This window comes from Acidobacteriota bacterium (assembly GCA_016715115.1).
Classification (GTDB): domain Bacteria; phylum Acidobacteriota; class Blastocatellia; order Pyrinomonadales; family Pyrinomonadaceae; genus JAFDVJ01.
Map to the genome: position 1 here is coordinate 509,277 of JADKBM010000011.1, position 20,254 is coordinate 529,530.

Here is a 20,254-nt window from a genome sequence, read left to right on the forward strand (position 1 = left end):
ACATTGCGCTTGGTTGGAATTCTTACTCGTAGCGGAGCGATTCGATCGGATCGAGGCGGGCGGCTTTCCAGGCCGGGAAAAGGCCGAAGACGATGCCAATGATGACGCTCGCGCCAAATCCGAGCGGCGGCGCCCACCAGGGGACATATGACGGGAAGACCAAAGCGATGAGAAACGTCAAACTCCATCCGATCAGTAGTCCGACGAGCCCGCCGAAACCCGTCAAGGTCGCGGCCTCGATCAGGAACTGGAGCAGGATGTCCGACTGTTTGGCGCCGATCGCCTTTCTGATCCCGATCTCGCGCGTCCTCTCGGTGACCGACACGAGCATAATGTTCATCACTCCGATGCCGCCGATCAAAAGCCCGACCGATGAGATCACGATCATCGCCAATGCGACGCCGGCCGTGATCGACTGAAACTGCTCGATGATCCCCGCAGCGGTCTCCATCCCGAAGTTGTTCGGCTCGCCGAACGGAACCTGGCGCCGGACACGCATCAGATCCTGAACCTGATCCTTGGCGAGTTCGAGTTGGCCCTCTTTCGCGACGGTCAGAAGGAAGAGGTCGTCGGCGAACGGCTTGAGCCGCAGAGCCGATCCGATGGGCATATAAATGACGTTGTTCTGATCGTTGCTGCCGCTGCCGCCGCCGAATAGCTGCTCCCTCTTCTCGAGAACGCCGATGACGCGAAAAACGCGGCCGCCGACCTCAAGGGTCTCGCCGATCGAGGATCCGAACGGGAAATACGCCTCGGCAACGGATGATCCGATCAGGCAGACGTCCGTTTTGTCTTCGGATTCGTTGCGTGTGAACCAGCGCCCTTCCTGCAGAATAACGGTATTCGTCCGCTCGACGTCGGGCAGGGTTCCCTGCAGGCGCACACTCGACGAGGTCTTGCCGTTGCCGCCCGAAACGAGCAGTTTTTGACCGAAGAAGTTGTTCGTTATGTCGAGAAACGGCACCGACACATCGACCGAAGAAAGTCCCTTGATCGCCTCGGCGTCGTCCATCGTCAACGGTTTTCGCATTCGTTCTTCCTGCGAACGCCGGCCGGTGTTGATCGCCTTGATATCGAATTTGCGAAGAAAGATCGAGCGGGTACCGAACGATTCGACCTGTTTCTTGACCGCCATATCGATGCCCGAGATGATCGACGAGATAAGCATCACGGTGATGACCCCGATGATCACGCCGAAAATCGTCAGAAACGATCGCAGTTTGTTGGCCCGCAAGGTCTGGAAGGCCATCTTCATGTTTTCGTAAAACGCGTTGGTCATGAGAAACATATCAATCTGCCCTCAACGCTTCGATCGGATCAAGCCGCGCCGCTTTCCAGGCCGGGAAGATGCCCGCAAGAATTCCAACGATCGCCGAAACGCTGATCGCGATCACCGCGGCATACCAGGGAATCACCGTTTGAAGCACATAGGCGGTTACGATCATACCCAGAAGTTTGGCCATCACGAGTCCGATGACTCCGCCGATCGCCGCAAGCGTCGCGGCTTCCATCAGAAACTGCTTCAATATGTCAGCCTGCCGCGCGCCGAGGCTTTTGCGGATGCCGATCTCCTTCGTTCGCTCGGTGACGGCAACGAGCATAATGTTCATAATCACGATCGCGCCGACGAGCAAGGCGATCGCGGGGACCGCGAGAATGACGATGAAGATCGGCCGCAGGATCGAATCACGCAGGCTCGCGATCGCGTCCGGCGTCAATATCCCGAAATTGTCGCGCTCGTTGCCCGTAAGTTTGCGTTTGACCCGCAGGAGCATACGAACTTCTTCGACCGCCTCGTTGAAGAGTTTCGGCGAAGCGGCGGTCGCTTCGAAATAAAGGCCGCGGCCTCGCGTCAGCCCACCGAAGTTCGCGCCGTACGTTTTGATCGGGAGCCAAACGAAAAGATCCTGCGACTGCCCGAACACCGTTCCTTTCGTCGTCTGGACTCCTATCACCCGATACGGAATCCCGCGCATCGTGAATTCCTGACCGATGACGTCGCCATTGGGAAAGAGCTTGTCGGCGATCTCGGAACCGATGAACGCGACACGCACGGCATTCGTGTTCTCCGCCTCGGTAAAGAAACGGCCGAACGCGATATCGACGTTGGCGATCTCGCCGATGACCGGCTCCATTCCCTCGATTTGGACGTCGCGCAAGATTTCGTTGCCGCGTTTGAGTTCGGCTGAATTCGGGAGCGCTTTCGCGCCGATCTTTCCGATGAGCTGCGAACGTTCGCGGATGTAATCGAGTTCGTCAAACGTGAGCTCTTTGTTTCGGCGCTGGGCTTCGGCGATGGTGTCGGTGTTTTTGAAGTCGTCGAAGCTAAAACGGCGAATTGTGAATGAGTTCGAACCGATTCCGGCGATCTTCTCGTCGACATAGGCATTGAAACCCTGCAGAAGCGACAAAACCAGCATAAACGCCGTGACGCCGATGATCATCCCGAGCAACGTCAGGAACGACCGCAGTTTGTGCGCCCATATCGCCGCAAAGGCCAGCCTTATTGTTTCCGAAAAATTCATTCTGAACTAATCCTAGAGAAGCCGTAGACTATTACGCAACCCGGAACGAAAAGTTATCTTGATTTGGGATCCCGGAGATTCCAGATTCAGGATTCCGGATTCAGGATTCCGGATTCAGGATTAAGGATTCCAGATTCCAGATATTCCAGATAGATTCGAGGAGATTCGAGTGATCTTCGAAATCCCTTGAAGCCCTGGAATCTGGAATCCCTGGAATCTGGAATCCCTGGAATCTGGAATCCCTGGAATCTGGAATCCCTGGAATCTGGAATCCCTGGAATCTGGAATCCCTGGAATCTGGAATCCCTGGAATCTGGAATCCCTGGAATCTGGAATCCCTGGAATCTGGAATCCCTGGAATCTGGAATCCCTGGAATCTGGAATCCTTGGAATCCCTGAAATCCCTGGAATCCCTGGAATCCCTGGAATCCCTGAAATCCCTGAAATCCCTGGAATCTCGCAAATCGCAAATCGCAAATCGAAAATCGCAAATCCAAACCTATTCATACCGCAGCGCGTCGATGGGGTTGAGTTTCGCGGCTTTCCAGGCGGGATAAAGTCCGAAGACGATGCCGACGCCGGCGGAGACGAAGAGCCCGACGAGGATCGCCCAGACGGGAATGTACGCTGGAAGCGGCGAGTATGCGTTGATCAGAAAGCTGAGAAGTTCGCCGAGGATCAGTCCGATGATGCCGCCGATACCGGTCAGGATCACCGCTTCTATCAGAAACTGCGCGAGAATGCTGATCTTCGTCGCGCCGACCGCCTTGCGGATCCCGATCTCCTTTGTCCGCTCGGTCACCGAAACCAACATAATGTTCATCACGCCGATGCCGCCGATCATCAGCGCGACCGCCGAGATCGCCGTCAAAACAAGGTATGTCGCGCCGGTGAGCTGGTTATAAACGTCGAGCAGCGCGTCTTGTGACGAAAGTCCGAAATTATCGGGTTGGTCCGACGGAACTTGTCTTCGGCGGCGCAGGATGTCGCGGATCTCGTCCATCGCGCTCGCAACTTCGGCGCGGGTTCTCGGGCGGACGATGATAACGAAGATCGTCTCGGGCGGATTCAACTCGGGATAGTATTTCTGATAGGTCGTGATCGGAACAAAGACCGAATTGTCGCGCGATTGGCCGAAGAACGAACCGAGAGTTTCCATCACGCCTATTACCCGAAATGGCGTGCCGGCGATCTTGATCTCCTTGTCGAGCGGTTCCTCGTTCTCGAACAGGGCCTTGACGACGTCGCGTCCGAGGATGACGACGTTCGAGCGTTCGCGGACGTCCGTGTCGCTGATGAATCGGCCGTAACCGATGTATTGCGAATGCGTGAATTCATAATACGGCGTGACACCGATGAGGATCGGTGTTTCGGTCTCTTTTTCCCGGAAACGAATGTTGGTCGCGATCTTGCGCTGCAAGGGCGAGACTCCGATGATCGACTGTGACTCGTTGCGGATCGCGTCGGCGTCATCGAGCGTCAACTCTTTGCGCTGCCGCTCTTCCTGTCCCGGCGGGCGGCCGAAACTCGGGCTGAATTTCGAGATGAAGATCGTGTTCGATCCGAGCGACTCGATCTGCTCGGCGAAGGTCTTGTTGAGTCCCTGAATGATCGAGACCATCGAAAGGACGGTCAAGACGCCGACCGTGACGCCGAGAATGGTCAGGCTCGAACGCAGTTTGTTGCCCCGCAAAGTCGCAAGGGCCATAACGGCGGATTCTTTCAGGTCATCGAAAGTCATCTCAATTTCGGAATTTGGATTTGGGATTTCGGATTGTTGTCATTTTAAATTCCAGGGCTAACTCTCAAATCCCAACGCCCGCCCGCCCGCTCACGCAGGCGGTACTGACTCGCCGCAAATCGCAAATCGCAAATCGCAAATCCCCAATCCCAAATCCCCAATCCCAAATCGCACATCCCAAATCCCAAATCCCAAATCCCCAATCCCAAATCGCACATCCCAAATCCCCTATCGTTTTATTCGTTGCGCATTGCGTCGATCGGGCTCAGTTGCGACGCTCGCCAGGCCGGATAGAGTCCGCTGATGAGTCCGACCACGAATGAGACCGTCACGCCGAGGACGGCCGACTTGATGCTGATCAGAACCGGAAAACCCATCAGGAACGACAGCAGAAAAGCCAGTCCGTAACCGGTCACCACTCCGATCGCGCCGCCGAGTACGGTGACCGTCACCGCTTCGATCAGGAACTGCTGCATCACATCGCGCTGCCGGGCGCCGACGGCCTTCCTGAGCCCGATCTCTTTCGTTCTTTCGGTCACGGAAACGAGCATAATGTTCATCACGACGATTCCGCCGACGACCAGCGAAACGACCGCCACGCCGAACGTCGCGAAATAGATTCCCGAAGTCGCGTTTTGGTAAATGCCGATGAACGCGTCCTGCGATTCGATCGATACGCCGTCGTCCTCGTCGCCGAACGATTTGCCTCGCCGCGTGCGCATTATCGTCCGCACCTCGTCTTTGGCTGTTTCGAAAACATCGGAATCGCTGACCTGGACGTGAACCGTGATCGAATCGCGCGCGCCGAACATCTTCTGCGCCGACTGGAAGGGGACGTAAACAAAATTATCGCGCGAAAAACCGAGAACCTTTCCGAACGGCGCGGCAACCCCGAGAATCGAAAAGGGAATCCCGTCAACGCGCACCTCGTCACCGACGACCGAATCGACGGTCCGGCCGGGGAACAGGTTTTCAATGATATCGGTGCCGATGACGCAGACATTGCGCCCGGCATTTCCTTCATTTTCGGTCCAGAGGCGTCCCGATTGAATGACGACGTTTTCGATATCGAACATCGACAGCGTCAACCCCCTGACGGAAACTCCTTCCGAGCGGTTTTCGCCGTGTTTGACGAGGCCCATCCCGTTGACCGCCATCCCGACTCGCCAGCAATTGCGGCACAGGCGAATTATCGCCTCCGCGTCCTCGCGGGTCACATCCCGGCGTTTGTTGTATTTGATCAGATCCTCACGCGAGGTGATCACCAGCGGACGCTTGGAAACGCTGAATGCGGTCGAACCTTGTGACGAGAACGCGCTTGAGACCGTTTGATCGAGACCACTGATGATCGTCATCACCGCGATTACCGACGTGACGCCGACGATGATCCCCAGAAGGGTCAGAAACGTGCGCAGTTTGTGGCTCCGCAAACTCAACAACGAGAGTTTGAACGATTCCTTGAACAGCGTGACGCCCGCAAACAACCCCATACTCAAATCTTACGCGAGTCGCGAACGATTGTTTAAGTTTCAGTATGAGATTTACAAAAACTTACGTTTCATCGGGGGCGCCTCGCGGGGCGGAAACGGTGACGCTGCGAGAATTGATGGTGCAAATGGGTCGCGGTGAGAACCCGACGAAATCGATTCGGGAAAAAGAGAAGGGCCGGAAGCCTCTCGTTTCCGGCCGCCCTTTGGAAATGCTTGATGTGAGCGCCCGGTCGAAACCAATGTCGTCAAGACGGACGCTTTTGAAACTTATGACCGGACTTGGCTTATTTTACACGCTCGTCGCTTTCGATCCGGCCGTCGCGGATCGTCAGAATGCGGTGCGCGCGGGATGCGATGTCGTGCTCGTGGGTGACGAGAATGATCGTGTTTCCTTCTTCGTGGAGTTTCTCAAAAAGCGCCATGATCTCGACGCTGGTCTTCGAATCGAGCGCGCCCGTCGGTTCATCGGCGAGAAGAATTGACGGATGATTGACGAGAGCGCGGGCGATCGCGACGCGCTGTCGCTGTCCGCCCGAAAGTTCGTTAGGTCGATGCATCACGCGGTCGCCGAGTTCGACCGATGCGAGGGCAGCCTGCGCCTTGTCGTGGCGTTCAACCGAACGCAGCCCCGCGTAGATCAGCGGCAGCTCGACATTGTGCAGGGCCGTCGCCCGCGCGAGCAGGTTGAAAGTCTGGAAAACGAACCCGATCTCCTTGTTTCGGATCTTGGCCAGTTCATCGTCGGTCATTTCAGAAACCTGATGGCCGTTGATCCAGTATTGGCCTTTCGAAGGCGAGTCCAGACAGCCGATAAGGTTCATCAGCGTCGATTTTCCGGAACCCGACGGGCCGATGATCGCCAGGTACTCGCCCTTCTTGACGTCAAACGAGACGTCGCGAAGCGCGTGCAGTTGCTCGGTTCCCATCTGGTAGGTCTTCCAGATGTTCCGCATAGAAATCAACGCCTCGCCTACCGGCGGCAGATTCTGTTCTTCGCCGTGCCCGTTTTCGTTTTCCATAAACTTGTACATCGCTACGACTTGTTCGCGTTCTCGCCTTCCTTCTTGACCTGTTTCTTGACGACCGTATCGTCTTTCAATGTATTGAGGATCCTGCTCGGACCGGTGATCACCTCCTGGCCCTCGCTGAGTCCGCTGAGGATCTGGATGTCCGATTCGCCGGTGATGCCCGTCGTGACCTCGACGAACTTCGCCTTGTTTCCTTCGAGGACATAAACGCCCTTGATGGTCTTCGGCTTTTCGGCCGGCATCTGGACGTCACCTTGAATCGTCGGCGAAGGCGAGGCCTCAGGTTTCTTTTCGATGACCGCCTGAAGCGGAATCGCGATCAGGTCTTCGGCCGTCTTCGTCGTGATCGTCGCCGTCGCGCTCATACCCGGACGAAGTCCTTCCTGGAGTTCTTTCGGGATGTCCTTGAGTTGGATTACGACCTTGAATTCCTTTGCTTCCTGAACGTTGATGTTGGTTGAAAGTCCGCCCGTCGTTTGCGATTTACCGACCGCAAGCGGAGTTTTCTGCGTCACTTCGCCGATCAGTTCCTTTTCGCCGAACGCGTCGACCTTGATCTTCGCTTTTTGGCCTTCTTCGACCTTGTCGATCTCGGTTTCGTCGACCTTCACCTCAACATTGATCGACGACATATCGGCGATCGTCAGAAGGGAAGTCGTCGAAAGGCCGGCCACCGCGAATTCGCCGACTTTCGAAGGGATGTTCGCGATCACGCCGGCGATCGGCGCGACCTGCAGCGTTTTGTCGCGCTGCGTTCGCTGTCCGCGGAAAACCGCTGCCTGTTGTTCTGATCGCCTCTGGCTTGAACCGGCGGACAAATTCGCGGTTTCGACGCTTCGCCGCGCATCGCGCACCGCAACTTCCTGCTGATTCGCACGCGCTTTCGCTTCCGTCACCCGAAGTTCGGCTTCCTTGACCGCCGATTGCGCGGACTTGAGCCGCGACTGCGCGTTCCGCAGCGCAACCTGGGCCTGGTCGACGCGGTCCTTGGCCGCATCATATTCCGAACGTGACGCCACGCCCGATTCGAGAAGGTCCGTCGTTCGCTTCAACTCGCGGCTCGCCGTTGTCAAACTGACCTCTTCACGTTCGACGTCGGTCGAGGCCGCGACCACGTTCTGGCGCGCCGAACTGACCTGCTGCTGAGCCGTATCGACCGACGCCAGCGATGCGGTCAGTCCCTGCTGCGATTGTGAAAGCTGGTTTTGTGCGGCAATGATCTGGGAACGCGAGATCTGGACATCGCTCTGTGAAGCCTGCAAAGCCGACAACTGCGCGTCGGTGCTTGAGTTGAGCTGTGTCGGGTCGAGTTTCACAAGCGGCGTGCCTTTCGAAACCGCGTCGCCTTCCTTGACATATATCTCTTCGATCCGCCCCTGGACCTCACTCGTCAAGTTGATGAACTGAATCGGCCGGACCTCGCCGGAAGCGGTAACGATCGAGCGCAACTCCTTCCGTTTTTCGATCTTCACGACCGTCACTTCGGGCGTGTCCTTTCGCGAAGCGAAAACGCCGGCAACGACAATGATCAGCAAAAGTGCGATGATGCTTCCGCCAATGATGAATTTTCCTTTTCGGCTGACTGCCATTTCTAAAGTTCCTCTTGTAAGTAGTTGATACTGAAATTAACTTCGATGTTAACGCAAATTTCCTGAAAGCTCAGCGTCTCGGCAGTATTACGTCTGGAAATTTTCGTAAGTTTCAAAAAAGTGACTTCAAGGCGACACCCGTTTCGCCGCATCAAAAAATGCCAAAAGCCCGAAACTCGGTTCGGTTTCCGATTTACGAACTCCGGTTTTAAGGGTAAAATGGCACTTGCTTTAAGTACTTACTGATCGCAAGGAAAACTGAGATGATAAAATGCCAAACTTGCGGGACCGAGAATCTTGACGGGTCGCTCTATTGCGACGAATGCGGAACCGGCTTGGGCACGGGGAGCAGCATTAATAATAACTTTGTACAGCCGAGCTACCAGCCGCCGATTCCCGAACCGTCCTTTCAAGCCGCGAGCGTGACCTCGATCGGGGTCGAACCGATCATCGAGCAGGTTCAGCCGCACACAGGCGACGGCGGCGATCCAAACCGCGCCGAGGGTGTCCACGCGACGCTCACGATCGAGCGCGGAACATCGGTCGGCAAGGAGTTTGAGCTTTCGGCAGAGGAATCGTATATAGGCCGCTGGGATGCGGACAACGGAGTTTTTCCGGACGTCGATCTCGATGCGTTCGATCCTGAGGCGAAGATCTCGCGGCGCCACGCGCGGATCATTTTTCGCAACGGAAGTTATTCGATCGAGGACCTCGGCTCGACGAACGGAACGTATGTCAATCGCGGACGCCGTTTGATTCCAGGGAACCCGCACGTGCTCAGGACCGGCGACGAGATAATCGTCGGCAAAACATTCCTGAGGTTCAGTGCAAATCAGAATTGATTTTGATTTTAACAGGCGCAACAAAAAACAATGCCAAATTGCCCAGAGTGCGGCGAGAAAGTCGCTGATCTAGATACCTTCTGTTCGTACTGCGGAATAACGCTCACACCGGTGGCCGTTGCGAGCGATGAAGATCCGTCGATGTCGCCGACGATCGTCGGCGCGCCGATCGGATTTGTCCCGGTCCCGGAAGCGCCGGCAACGGCGGACCAACTTCCGATTCCGTCGCCGATTCCTTCACCGTTTGCGGATTCGTCCGCGGCCGACCCGTTCGCGGCCGCTCCAGTCACTCCTGTGAGCGAGCCCGAAAAGGTCGCCGCGATCGAACCGCCGATTCCGTCGCCGGTCGAGCCCGCGCCCGAAACCGACGCGACCGATGCCGGTCGCGCGGATCTTGAATCCATCAGCGTCAAACCTGGAATCGAGGACGCCGTTGGCGCCGAAGCGTTTGTCGATCGCGCGGCGTTCCAACCGGAGGTGCGATCCGATGCTCCCGAAGAAATCCCCGCCGCTGCTCCTGACGCGGCTGTGTCGGCCGTCGATGAGGCTCCGGTTCCGCAGGTCATTCTGGACCTTGCGGCGGAAAACCCTCCGAAAGCGAGCGAGATCGGATCAGAAGCCGCGGTTCCGGAAGTGATCGAAATGCCGGCCGCGACGTCCGAAGCGCCGGTCGTTGAAGCGCCGATCGCCCACTGGCAGGCTGAATCAGATCTTGTCGAACCGTCGCCCGCGGAGGAGACTGCGTTGCCGGTGATCGATTTGCCGGTTGCCGCTTTCGCTCCGGAGAGTCCGCTTTTCGAGGCGCCGATCGTCGCTGACTCCGAACCCGTCGAGACTGCACCCGAAAGGGAGCTGGCCTCGCCGGAAATTCCGGTTGAAACGGAACCTGCGCAAGTCCCGATCAGCAAACACGAGTTCGACAGTCGATCGGATGAAGTGTTTGAATCGGTCGAGCCAAAGGAAGTTCCTTCGCTCGAGGCGGTTTCGTTGCCGATCCCCGAATCGCCAAACATCGCGGTCGTCGAATCGTCCGAACCGGCTGAGCCCGGGGCTGTCCGGGATCAGGACAGTGTCGTGACGCTTGAAGCGCCCGCGGCGGAGTTCCCCGAAACGCCGGCCGCGGCTGTCGTTCCGGTCGTCGCGGCGGCCGAGATCGCGCCATCAGGCGAAGTTCGACCGTCGACCAAGCCGAATATCGGAAACGGCGACACCGACGGACGCCGTGCCGCCAAACTCAAACCGCTCGACGAGGGGACGTTGCTCAATAATCGTTACGAGATCGTGCGCAAGATCGGCGGCGGCGGAATGGGCGCGGTTTACCTCGCCAACGACCGCAACCTCGGCGGAGTTCTGCGCGCCGTCAAGGAAATGGTTCAGAGCTACATCGAATCCGAGCAGCAGGAAAAGGCGGTCGCTGACTTCCAGCGCGAGGCGATGATCCTGACGAATCTTGAGCATCCGGCGATCCCGACGATCTACGATTATTTCTTCGACGAAACGGAAGGCCGTTTCTATCTGGTGATGAAGTACATTTCGGGCGGCGATCTCGCGGCCCGGCTTCGCGCGAATCCGGAAGGCCGACTTGATGAGAAAACGGTTACGGAATGGGCGATCCAGGTCGCAGACGTGCTTGGGTATCTGCATCGACAGGATCCGGTGATCGTATATCGCGACCTGAAGCCGGCGAACATTATGATCGACGGCAACACCGGGCGTTTGATGCTCATCGATTTCGGCATCGCGCGTTCGATCAACAAGGAAGAAAAGGGCGTGACGGCGGTCGGAACGATGGGTTACGCGCCGCCGGAACTGTTCAGCGGCAACGTCGAACCGCGGTCGGATATCTATTCGTTGGGTTCGACGATGTTCCATCTTCTGACCGGCGCGGACCCGCAGAGCAATCCGCTGCTGATCTTTGATTTCCAAAAGAACCCGCGGCCCCGGCAGATCAACCCGCAATTGTCCGATCAGATCGAGCAGATCCTGATGCGTTCCGTCGAGTACAGCGCAGACTTGAGGTTCACATCGGCGTTTGAACTGAAACGCTCGCTCGAAGAGCATTTGGTCAATCTGCAAGCCGGAAAGGTTTCGTTCGGCGTCAAAGCGGTTCCGTCGGCGGTCAGTTTCTCGGAGCAGCTGGTGTTTTGCGGATTCTGCGGCAAACAGATCGTCGCGAGCGACGTGTTCTGCGCCTTTTGCGGTTCGCAGCAGCCGATCGCGCAACAGAGTTTCCATCAGGCGCCGGTGCTTGCGCCGTCGACAACGGCGAAACTCTACGTGGTGCTGACCAACGATCTCGAAAGCGCCGGATTCACGATCGAGAAAGACGACAATCTGATCGGACGACGCGATCCGATGTCGAACATCTTTCCCGAGGTCGATCTTTCGAAATATGACCCGCAGACGAAGATCTCCCGCCGTCACGCCCGCATCCGTCGCGAGGGTTCGAACTTTATGCTCGAGGACCTCGGATCATCGAACGGAACGATTCTGATGACCGGCGGCGATTCGTCGCGATTGCTGCCGCACCAGTCGCGGCTCCTGACGAACGGGGATCGTTTCAGGGTCGGCGACACGACGCTGCAGTTTTCGATGGCCTAGGACGGCGATTTCTTATTATGAGCGCAAACGTTGAAAAGAATTTGGCCGCGCCGAGACTACGGCCGGAGGAAGTAATCGTGGATTTTGACGCCGAACTTCTGCAGGCACCGTTTCTGTTGCGTTGCGGAGCGTTTTTTATCGACTATATCCTCTTGCTCGCGGTGCCTGTACTGAGTCTGATCGCCGGACGGATTTTCGGGATCGACGGCACGAAACTGCTGACGAGCGAGATCAGCAACACGGGGTGGCTCATAACGGTCTTGCTCGGACTCACGAATTTTGTGATCTTTCCGCTTTTTAGCGGTCAGAGCCTGGGAAAAATGCTCACCGGTCTGAGGATCGTAAAGATCGACGGTCGTCCGGCATCACTTGCAACACTGCTGTTGCGGCATACGATCGGATATGTTTTGACGGTCATTACGGGCGGACTCGGATTCGTCGTTTCGTCGATCACCCCGCGCGGCAGGGCTCTGCACGATTATCTCGCCAGAACGGTCGTTATTTACGGCCGGCGAACCATTCGAACCGAGTCGAACGCCTAAGGACTTTGGAAGGAACACGAGAATGCCCCATTTGATCATCAGGACATCTGACCGGAACAGCGAAAACTACGTGATCTCGCGGCTGCGAACAACCATCGGACGCTCGGCTCGAAGCGATGTTTGTATTCCCGATGCGTTTGCTTCGCGGCTCCACGCCGAGATCCGAAAAGAAGGTGACGCGTTCTGGCTGCACGATCTGGGTTCGGCTAACGGTACGCGATATAACGGTTCGCTGGTTTCGTTGCCGTTGCCGCTGATGCCCGGCGGCGAGATCCAGATCGGCGAAACGACGATCGTTTTTCAAGACGACGCGCTGCCGACCAACCGCAACGCAACGCTCATTGCCGATCATACCGAAGCGCTCGACCCATCGAAGACGATCGCTTTCACGCGCCGGAATCCGACCTCCGAATTTCTGCAGGCGCAGTACACGACGCGCAACGACCTCGTTGGACTGATCAGCAAGGTCGGGATCGCGCTGCTTTCATCGAGCGGACTCGAAGAGACGCTAAACCAGGTCGCATCGCTGGTTTTTGAAGCTGTCCCGGCGGAACGCTGCGTGATTATGCTGCGCGATGAGACATCCGAAAGCGGGACGAAGATCGTCGCCGCACGGGTCCGCGGCAAAGAGGAGACCATTGCCGAGGTCCGGATCAGCCGGACGGTGATGGACGAGGTCCTGAAGAACGGGAAGTCGGTTTTGACATCGGATGCCCAGCACGATCCGCGTTACGCCAGTCACACGATGTCGCTGCTCGGAATTCGTTCGGTCCTGGCCGTCCCGCTCAGTGTCAATGAAATGGAGGTCTTCGGGCTCGTTTACGCCGACTCGCCGACGTACGAAGCGACGTTTTCCGAGGAGCATCTGAACATTCTGACGACGCTCGCGTCCGTCGCGTCGATCCGGGTCGAGAATGCGCGCCTCCTCGAAGAGCGCTTCGAGCGCGAACGTATGGAACGCGAACTCGAACTTGCGACCGAAATCCAACAGCGATTCCAACCGTCCGGTCCGCCGGTAATGGACGGTTACGAGTTTCAGGGGATTTCGTTTTCCTGTTACGAGATCGGCGGCGATTACTATGATTTCATAGCGCGCGACGATGGAAAGATGCTTATCGCGCTCGGCGATGTTTCCGGCAAAGGCACGGCGGCGGCGCTTCTGATGTCTTCGCTGCACGCCTCGATCCACGGGCAGGTTTCGGCTCGGAACAGTCTCTCGGACACGGTCACGTCGGTCAACCAATATCTCGCTCACAACACGCCGACGAACCGCTTTGTGACGCTTTTCATCGCCGAACTCGATCCGGCCTCCGGGGAGTTGAAGTACATCAATGCCGGCCACAACCCGCCGCTCATCGGGCGTGCGGACGGGCGCATAGAGCAACTCGAGTCGGGCGGGTTTCCGCTCGGGATTATGCCGATGGCCGAGTATGAACTGGGTCAGACACGGTTGGCGAGCGGTGATGTGTTGGTCATTTATTCTGACGGGGTATCGGAGGCGGCCAATCTCAAGGGCGACGAATTCGGGCTCGAGCGCTTGTCGGAGGTGGTCGCCAAAAACCTGACCGCCTCGGCGTCGGGATTGCGGGACAAGGTCGAGTCAGCGTTGTCTTCGTTCACCCAAAGCGCCCCGGCCGGCGACGACATCACTCTCGTCATCGTCAAACGCAAATAACCTCTTGGATTTTCGATTTTCGATTTTCGATTCTAATTCGAAGAGATTCCGGAATCCAGATTCCAACTATTCCAGATTCCAACTATTCCAGATTCCAACTATTCCAACAATTCCAACAATTCCAACAATTCCAACAATTCCAACAATTCCAACAATTCCAACAATTCCAAATGGAATCCTGGAATCCTGGAAATTTTGAAATCCTGGAATGTTGGAATCCTGGAATCCTGGAATGTTGAAATCCTGGAATTTTGAAATCCTGGAATGTTGGAATCCTGGAATGTTGGAATCCTGGAATCGCAAATCGCAAATCGCAAATCGCAAATCGCAAATCGCAAATCCCAAATCCCAATCTAGACCTGGCTGAGTTTTTCCTTGTAGATTTGCGGTAGCGATCGGACCTTTTTGTTATTGTCCGTCACCAGATGGAGAGTTTCGCCTTCGGCCAGAAGCGCTTGATCGGATTCCCTGAAGATCTCGTAAACAAACTGAATGCTGCGGCTGCGGATCTCGGCAACCTTTGTCCGGATAGTCAGAAGGTCCTCGTAAAAGGCCGGAGACTTGTAACGGCAGTAAACCTCGGCGACGACCATCAGGGCATTGTCCTTTTCTTCCATTTCCTTGTACGAGAATCCGCGCGCACGGCAAAACTCGCTGCGTCCGAGTTCGAACCAGACGAAGTAATTCGAATGATGGACGATGCCCATCTGATCGGTCTCCGCGTAGCGGACGCGGACCTCGGTTTCGTGCCAATCGTTCATAAAAACTCAAAGGCCGTGATCGATCAACCCCTTGCGGATTCCGTTCACGGCCTCGAAAAGTTTGGCTGGGAGACAGGGATTCGAACCCCGATAGGCAGATCCAGAGACTGCAGTCCTACCATTAGACGATCTCCCAACGGCTGTTCTCTAATTTATGAATCGAAGCGGCGATTGTCAAATCCGGTTTTCGAAACGACGCGGTCGCGGATTCGCAACCTTCTCAGTGACTTGCGGTTGCGGGCGCGGCGGCGATTTGCCGGGGCGTCACTTGCCTGAACCGGAATTGAAGGGCAGAATAGGAGTTAATGTCGGCCGGCGAAAAGGAAATCGTCAACAACCGCCACGCGTTTCACGAATATCACATCAACGATACATACGAAACCGGAATCGTGCTGCAGGGCACCGAGGTCAAAAGCGTGATCAGCGGGCGAATTCAGCTCAAGGATTCCTATGTTTCCGTGCGCGACGGAGAAGTGTGGCTGCTCAACGCGCATATTTCCCCGTATTCCCACGGTAATCGCGAGAATCACGATCCGATGCGGAGTCGAAAACTTCTTTTGCATCGCCGCGAGATCGAGCGCCTCGAAAAGGAAACTACGGTTAAGGGGATGACGCTCGTGGTCACGCGGATCTATCTGAAGAATCGGCATATCAAGTTCGAGATCGGCGTCGCCCGCGGCAAGAAACTGTACGACAAACGCGAAACGGAAATGAAACGCACGATCGAGCGCGAAACTCGTCAGGAGTTGAAAGAAAAGTTAAAGTAAGTTATAGAATTAAAGAAGTTTACGGCAACAACGTTATTCTTAGAGGTCATTATGAAAAGTCAGGGAATCAATGCGAGTTTTTCGGAGGCCAACGTCGATGCGCTGGCAGTTGCGGTCTTCAAGGATGAAAAGGCGACAAGCCCGACTTTGAAAGAACTTGACAAGCTTACCGGCGGATTGATCGCTTCGGTCATCAAGACGGAAGAATTCAAGGGCGATGTCGGTGAAACGGCGCTGATCAGGTTCGCGCCGAAAGGCAAGGTCAAAGCTTCAAGGCTGGTGCTGATCGGAGTCGGCGACAAGTCCGAGTATCTCGTTTCGAGCGTCGCGAACGTCGCCGGCACGGCGACCCGTTTCGTTCGCAAGCGCAATTTGAAGAGCGTCGCGCTGATGCCGCGATGCGAAGGCGATGCCGCGGATATCGCGCAGAGCGCCGGGCAGGGATTCGCGACGAGTCAGTTTGAACTCGACAAATACCGGACAAAGGACAAGAACACGAAATCGGTCGATTCGTTCGTTCTGTTTGTTGACGGCGCCGACGCCGGAGCGTTGAAAACAGGATTGACGCGCGGGCAGCAGATCGGCGAGTCGATGAATTTCGCGCGCGATCTGGCCAATGAGCCGCCGAACATCCTGCATCCGACGGAAATGGCGAAGCGCGCGCAGGCGATGGCGAAGGAAACCGGCCTGAAATGCGAGATCCTTGACGAAGCGAAGATGCAGAAACTCGGAATGGGATCTTTGCTGAGCGTCACCTACGGTTCCGAACAGCCCGCGAGATTGATCGTTCTCAAATACGAGCCGAAGAAATCGACAGCGAAAAAAGGCGAACTGCTGGCACTCGTCGGCAAGGGGATCACCTTCGACACGGGCGGCATCTCGCTCAAACCGGGCGAGGGAATGGACGCGATGAAATACGATATGTCCGGCGGCGCGACCGTAATCGGCGCGATGCGTGCGATCGCGTTGCTCAAGCCGTCGATTCCGGTACTTGGCGTTGTCGCGGCGGTCGAGAATATGCCCGACGGCAAAGCGAGCCGCCCGAGCGACGTCGTTACCGCGATGAACGGCAAAACGATCGAGATTCTCAATACCGACGCCGAGGGACGCCTTGTTCTCGCCGACGCGGTCGCGTATGCCGAAAAACAGGGCGCAACGCGGATCGTCGATATGGCGACTCTGACCGGAGCCGTGATCATTGCTCTCGGCGATGTCAACACCGGCATTATGGGCAACGATCAGGGATTGGTCGATGAGGTCATCGCGTGCGGAAAGGAAGCCGGAGAGAACTTCTGGCAGCTTCCTCTCGGCCGCGAATACAGCAAGAGCATCAAGTCCGACATCGCCGACATCAAGAACATCGGGCCGGCGCGGAAAGCCGGAACGATCATTGGCGCGGTGTTCATTCAGGAGTTCGTCGACAAGGCGAAGTGGGCCCATCTCGACATCGCCGGCACCGCTTGGTGCGACACGGAGCGTCCGCATCAGGCGAAGGGCCCGACCGGAGTCGCGATTCGAACCCTTTTGAAACTGGTCGAAAAATCGCAGTAATTTGCGACTTGACCAACATTTAGACAAATACGGCCGGTTGGAACTTCTAACCGGCCTGTTTTTTGTGTAGAATACACGGCAGTTTTTCAAGTTCTAACCGTTTATGCCTAAGTCTGGAAAGTCAGACAATCCGTTCAACTTGCTGATCGCCGTTTTTGCACTTTTGCTGACGACGGCGTGCATCTTCAGTTCCGATCGCGATGCGGGGCCGGATAAGTCGCCGGCGGCTTCGCCGACCGCCCAAGGCTCTCCGGAAAAGGAAAAGAAAGACGCGAAATCGTCGAAAAAGAACGACGACAAGGGTGATTTCAAGGTCAAGGAGGCGAGCGTGAAGAGTTCTCGCTACGCCGACCTCGACCGCCGGGTCAAGAACGAGAAACTTCTCGAGAATGCGGCCGCCGACCTGAGTCGCGCGCTGATCTTGCCGGAAGATATCTTCGTCACCGCGAAGGAGTGCGGCGAACGAAATGCGCTGTTTGACCCGAACGATCAGTCGATCACCATTTGTTATGAATTGATGGAGCATTTCGTCGATCTTTATCGTTCGGACGGGATGAATGCAACGGATGCCGACAAAAAGATGTTCGATGCGATCCGGTTCGTTTTTCTGCATGAGGTCGGACACGCTTTGATCTACAATTACAAGTTGCCGGTCGTCGGGAACGAGGAAGATGCCGCCGATCGTTGTTCGTCGTATATCAATATCGAAGAGCTTGGCGAGAACGGGGTCCGCGCGGTGCTCGCCGCTGCGGACGGATTCCGGATCGAGTCGCGCAGCGAAAAGCGCTCGAAACGCGACCTCGCCGACGAGCATCTTTTGCAGGAACAGCGATTCTATAACTCGCTCTGTATGATCTACGGGGCGAAACCGGACAAGTATGAGTATTTCGTGACCGACGGCTATCTGCCTGAGGAGCGTGCCGTACGCTGTCCGCAGGAGTATTCGCGAACCGTCGACAGTTGGGTCAATTTGCTGGCGCCGTGGCGAAAGGACAAGTAGGTCGAAAATTTCGGAAACACGAGGAAAAATGAAAAATTTGTTGAATAATCTGATCGTTAGAAACAATTCGATCGTCAACGGAACGGTCGCGCTCGCAATCATCGCGATGATCGGACTCGGATGTTTTTGCAACAAGGACAAGTTCGACCTTGGCAAGAGCGGGTCGAAGGACAGCCCGACGCCGTCGTCCAGTTCGTCGCCGAGCCCGTCGGCGACGAAGGAGTACAAGAAGGCCGACGCTTCCAAATACGAGATACCTTCGGACGACGAGCTTCAGGTCATCGTCAAGAAAACGCTACTTGATTTCAATGACGCACTTCAGGATGAGGATTTTACGGATTTTCACGGAACGATCTCAAAGTACTGGGCGAAACAGGTGACTCCGGAAAAGTTCAAGTCGAGTTTCCAGAACCTGATCGACGGCGGTGCGGATTTGAGCCCGATCAAGAATATGACGGCCGACTTCAAGCGCGCCGGCGAGATCGAGCGCGAAGGAAGTCTCCGTAAATTGATGGTCGAAGGCAGTTACGATACGTCGGGCATCAAGACCGAATTCGAACTCCAGTACATTCCGGAAAGCAAGGACTGGAAACTGTTCGGCATCCAGGTTCGGACGGCGGTCAAACGTAAGTAGGCCGGCTGAAGATCGCGAAACCCGACCGCGCCTGAACGAATGCGCGCGATCGGGTTTTCGTTCGCGTGACTTCGGGGTCTTGCACGAGATGACCGCCGAGTCTTTGCTTTTGCATTTCCGGAAAGTTAGAATCTCATCTTTATGAAAATACACGAATATCAGGGAAAAGAATTGCTGCGTAATTACGGGGTGCCGGTGCCGCGAGGGATCGTCGCCAGGACCCCGGACGAAGCCGAAGCGGCGGCGCGCGAACTCGGAACCGACGTGGTCGTCGTCAAGGCTCAGATCCACGCCGGCGGACGCGGGAAAGGCGGCGGTGTCAAACTCGCGAAGTCGCGGGAAGAAGCCCACGAGATCGCCAAACAGATGCTCGGGATGACGCTCGTCACGCACCAGACGGGGCCGGAAGGACGAATTGTCCAGACGCTCTTGATCGAAGAAGGTCTTCCGATCGACCGCGAGTTCTATCTCGGCATCACACTCGACCGGATCACCGGTCGCAACACGCTGATGGCCTCGGCCGCCGGCGGTATGGATATCGAAAAGGTTGCTGAAGAGACTCCCGAACTGATCCTGAAGGAGTCGATCGATCCGAGCGTCGGGTTGCGTGCGTTTCAGGCGCGGAAACTCGCATTCGGACTCGGCATTCCGAACGAACTGATCGGGCAGGCGGCGAAGTTTATGCTCTCGCTCTATGACGCTTACGTCAAGATGGACGCGTCGCTCCTCGAGATCAACCCGTTTCTGCTGACCAAAGACAATCGACTGATCGCGCTCGATGCAAAGGTAAATTTTGACGACAACGCGCTTTATCGTCACAAGGAATATTCGGAACTCCGCGACCTCAACGAGGAAGAGCCGCTTGAGATCGAAGCCTCCAAATTCGATCTGAATTACATCAAGCTTGACGGCAACATCGGATGTATGGTCAATGGCGCCGGACTCGCGATGGCGACGATGGATATCATCAAACTGCACGGCGGCGAACCGGCGAACTTTCTGGATGTCGGCGGCGGTGCGTCGCAGGAACGCGTCGAGAACGCCTTTCGGATCCTCCTTGCAGACGAGCATGTGAAGGCGGTATTGATCAATATCTTCGGCGGCATCGTCCGTTGCGATATGGTCGCCAGCGGCGTCGTCGCGGCGGCGAAGAATCTTGGGGTTTCGATCCCGATCGTTGCGCGGCTCGAAGGAACCAATGTCGAAGAAGGGAAGCGCGTCCTGAATGAATCCGGTATCGGCATCATTTCCGCCGACGGAATGAGCGACGCCGCGTCAAAGGTCGTCGCCGCAGCCGGCGGACGCTGATTAGGGATTTCGGATTCGGGATTTGGGATTGCGGATTGCGCGATTCCGAATTCCAAATTCCAAATTCCAGATTCCAAAATTCCAAATTCCAAAACCCGAAATTCCAGGATTCAAGAACCAACGAGGTTCCCAAAATCGCAGATCACGAATCTGGATTCAAGATTCAATGAGTCTGTCGGAAAAATCGATTCAGTGTGCGG

18 protein-coding genes and 1 tRNA gene are annotated in these 20,254 nt (G+C 56.2%); 9 read left to right on the forward strand and 10 right to left on the reverse strand.

Translation table 11 applies throughout. The features are described from left to right. Positions 1-22: 22 nt before the first annotated feature. The 7 genes from IPN69_10940 to IPN69_10970 form a co-directional block, all read right to left on the reverse strand. On the reverse strand, positions 23-1,288 hold the full coding sequence (locus IPN69_10940; protein ID MBK8811230.1) for an ABC transporter permease: 1,266 nt from the start codon (positions 1,286-1,288) through the stop codon (positions 23-25). 1 nt (position 1,289) lies between these two features. After that, positions 1,290-2,525 (reverse strand): ABC transporter permease, encoded by a 1,236-nt coding sequence (locus IPN69_10945; GenBank protein ID MBK8811231.1) that lies wholly within the window; start codon positions 2,523-2,525, stop codon positions 1,290-1,292. A gap of 86 nt (positions 2,526-2,611) precedes the next feature. Next, complete coding sequence (locus tag IPN69_10950; GenBank protein ID MBK8811232.1) at positions 2,612-2,995, reverse strand: hypothetical protein; 384 nt, start codon at positions 2,993-2,995, stop codon at positions 2,612-2,614. Positions 2,996-3,024: 29 nt separating this feature from the next. Beyond that, positions 3,025-4,266, reverse strand: coding sequence for an ABC transporter permease (locus tag IPN69_10955; GenBank protein ID MBK8811233.1), 1,242 nt, complete (start codon positions 4,264-4,266; stop codon positions 3,025-3,027). A gap of 236 nt (positions 4,267-4,502) precedes the next feature. Continuing rightward, positions 4,503-5,756: an ABC transporter permease gene (locus IPN69_10960; protein ID MBK8811234.1), complete on the reverse strand. Its 1,254-nt coding sequence runs from the start codon at positions 5,754-5,756 to the stop codon at positions 4,503-4,505. A 284-nt stretch (positions 5,757-6,040) separates the two neighbouring features. Next, positions 6,041-6,718, reverse strand: a complete 678-nt coding sequence (locus IPN69_10965; GenBank protein ID MBK8811235.1) for an ABC transporter ATP-binding protein — start codon at positions 6,716-6,718, stop codon at positions 6,041-6,043. A gap of 71 nt (positions 6,719-6,789) precedes the next feature. Then, positions 6,790-8,373: an efflux RND transporter periplasmic adaptor subunit gene (locus tag IPN69_10970; GenBank protein ID MBK8811236.1), complete on the reverse strand. Its 1,584-nt coding sequence runs from the start codon at positions 8,371-8,373 to the stop codon at positions 6,790-6,792. Between the two features lie 263 nt (positions 8,374-8,636). Between IPN69_10970 and IPN69_10975 the strand changes: the two genes are divergently transcribed. The 4 genes from IPN69_10975 to IPN69_10990 are packed head-to-tail and all read left to right on the forward strand — an operon-like array spanning position 8,637 to position 14,033. Beyond that, entirely contained in the window at positions 8,637-9,215 is a 579-nt protein-coding gene (locus IPN69_10975) for an FHA domain-containing protein (protein MBK8811237.1), read from the forward strand. Positions 9,216-9,245: 30 nt separating this feature from the next. Next, the gene (locus IPN69_10980; protein MBK8811238.1) at positions 9,246-11,816 is read left to right on the forward strand and encodes a protein kinase; all 2,571 of its coding nucleotides are present in this window, start codon (positions 9,246-9,248) and stop codon (positions 11,814-11,816) included. 17 nt (positions 11,817-11,833) lie between these two features. Continuing rightward, positions 11,834-12,358 (forward strand): RDD family protein, encoded by a 525-nt coding sequence (locus IPN69_10985; GenBank protein ID MBK8811239.1) that lies wholly within the window; start codon positions 11,834-11,836, stop codon positions 12,356-12,358. 22 nt (positions 12,359-12,380) lie between these two features. Continuing rightward, positions 12,381-14,033, forward strand: a complete 1,653-nt coding sequence (locus tag IPN69_10990) for a SpoIIE family protein phosphatase (GenBank protein MBK8811240.1) — start codon at positions 12,381-12,383, stop codon at positions 14,031-14,033. Positions 14,034-14,099: 66 nt separating this feature from the next. On the opposite strand, the gene IPN69_10995 is transcribed toward IPN69_10990, so the two are convergent. The 3 genes from IPN69_10995 to IPN69_11005 all read right to left on the reverse strand — a co-directional run bounded on the left by IPN69_10995 (position 14,100) and on the right by IPN69_11005 (position 14,930). Next, the gene (locus IPN69_10995; GenBank protein MBK8811241.1) at positions 14,100-14,357 is read right to left on the reverse strand and encodes a hypothetical protein; all 258 of its coding nucleotides are present in this window, start codon (positions 14,355-14,357) and stop codon (positions 14,100-14,102) included. Positions 14,358-14,386: 29 nt separating this feature from the next. Further along, a complete protein-coding gene (locus tag IPN69_11000) occupies positions 14,387-14,794 on the reverse strand; it encodes an acyl-CoA thioesterase (GenBank protein MBK8811242.1) in 408 nt (135 codons plus the stop codon). Positions 14,795-14,856: 62 nt separating this feature from the next. Continuing rightward, positions 14,857-14,930, reverse strand: a tRNA-Gln gene (locus tag IPN69_11005). 169 nt (positions 14,931-15,099) lie between these two features. On the opposite strand from IPN69_11005, the gene smpB reads away from it, so the two are divergent. From smpB to sucC, 5 genes are all read left to right on the forward strand, one after another. Then, on the forward strand, positions 15,100-15,561 hold the full coding sequence (gene smpB / locus IPN69_11010; GenBank protein MBK8811243.1) for an SsrA-binding protein SmpB: 462 nt from the start codon (positions 15,100-15,102) through the stop codon (positions 15,559-15,561). A 51-nt stretch (positions 15,562-15,612) separates the two neighbouring features. Next, positions 15,613-17,112, forward strand: coding sequence for a leucyl aminopeptidase (locus IPN69_11015; GenBank protein ID MBK8811244.1), 1,500 nt, complete (start codon positions 15,613-15,615; stop codon positions 17,110-17,112). A gap of 103 nt (positions 17,113-17,215) precedes the next feature. After that, positions 17,216-18,112, forward strand: coding sequence for a hypothetical protein (locus IPN69_11020; GenBank protein ID MBK8811245.1), 897 nt, complete (start codon positions 17,216-17,218; stop codon positions 18,110-18,112). Positions 18,113-18,140: 28 nt separating this feature from the next. Next, a complete protein-coding gene (locus IPN69_11025; protein MBK8811246.1) occupies positions 18,141-18,746 on the forward strand; it encodes a hypothetical protein in 606 nt (201 codons plus the stop codon). 141 nt (positions 18,747-18,887) lie between these two features. Continuing rightward, positions 18,888-20,054 (forward strand): ADP-forming succinate--CoA ligase subunit beta, encoded by a 1,167-nt coding sequence (gene sucC, locus IPN69_11030; protein ID MBK8811247.1) that lies wholly within the window; start codon positions 18,888-18,890, stop codon positions 20,052-20,054. The last annotated feature ends 200 nt before the right edge of the window (positions 20,055-20,254 follow it).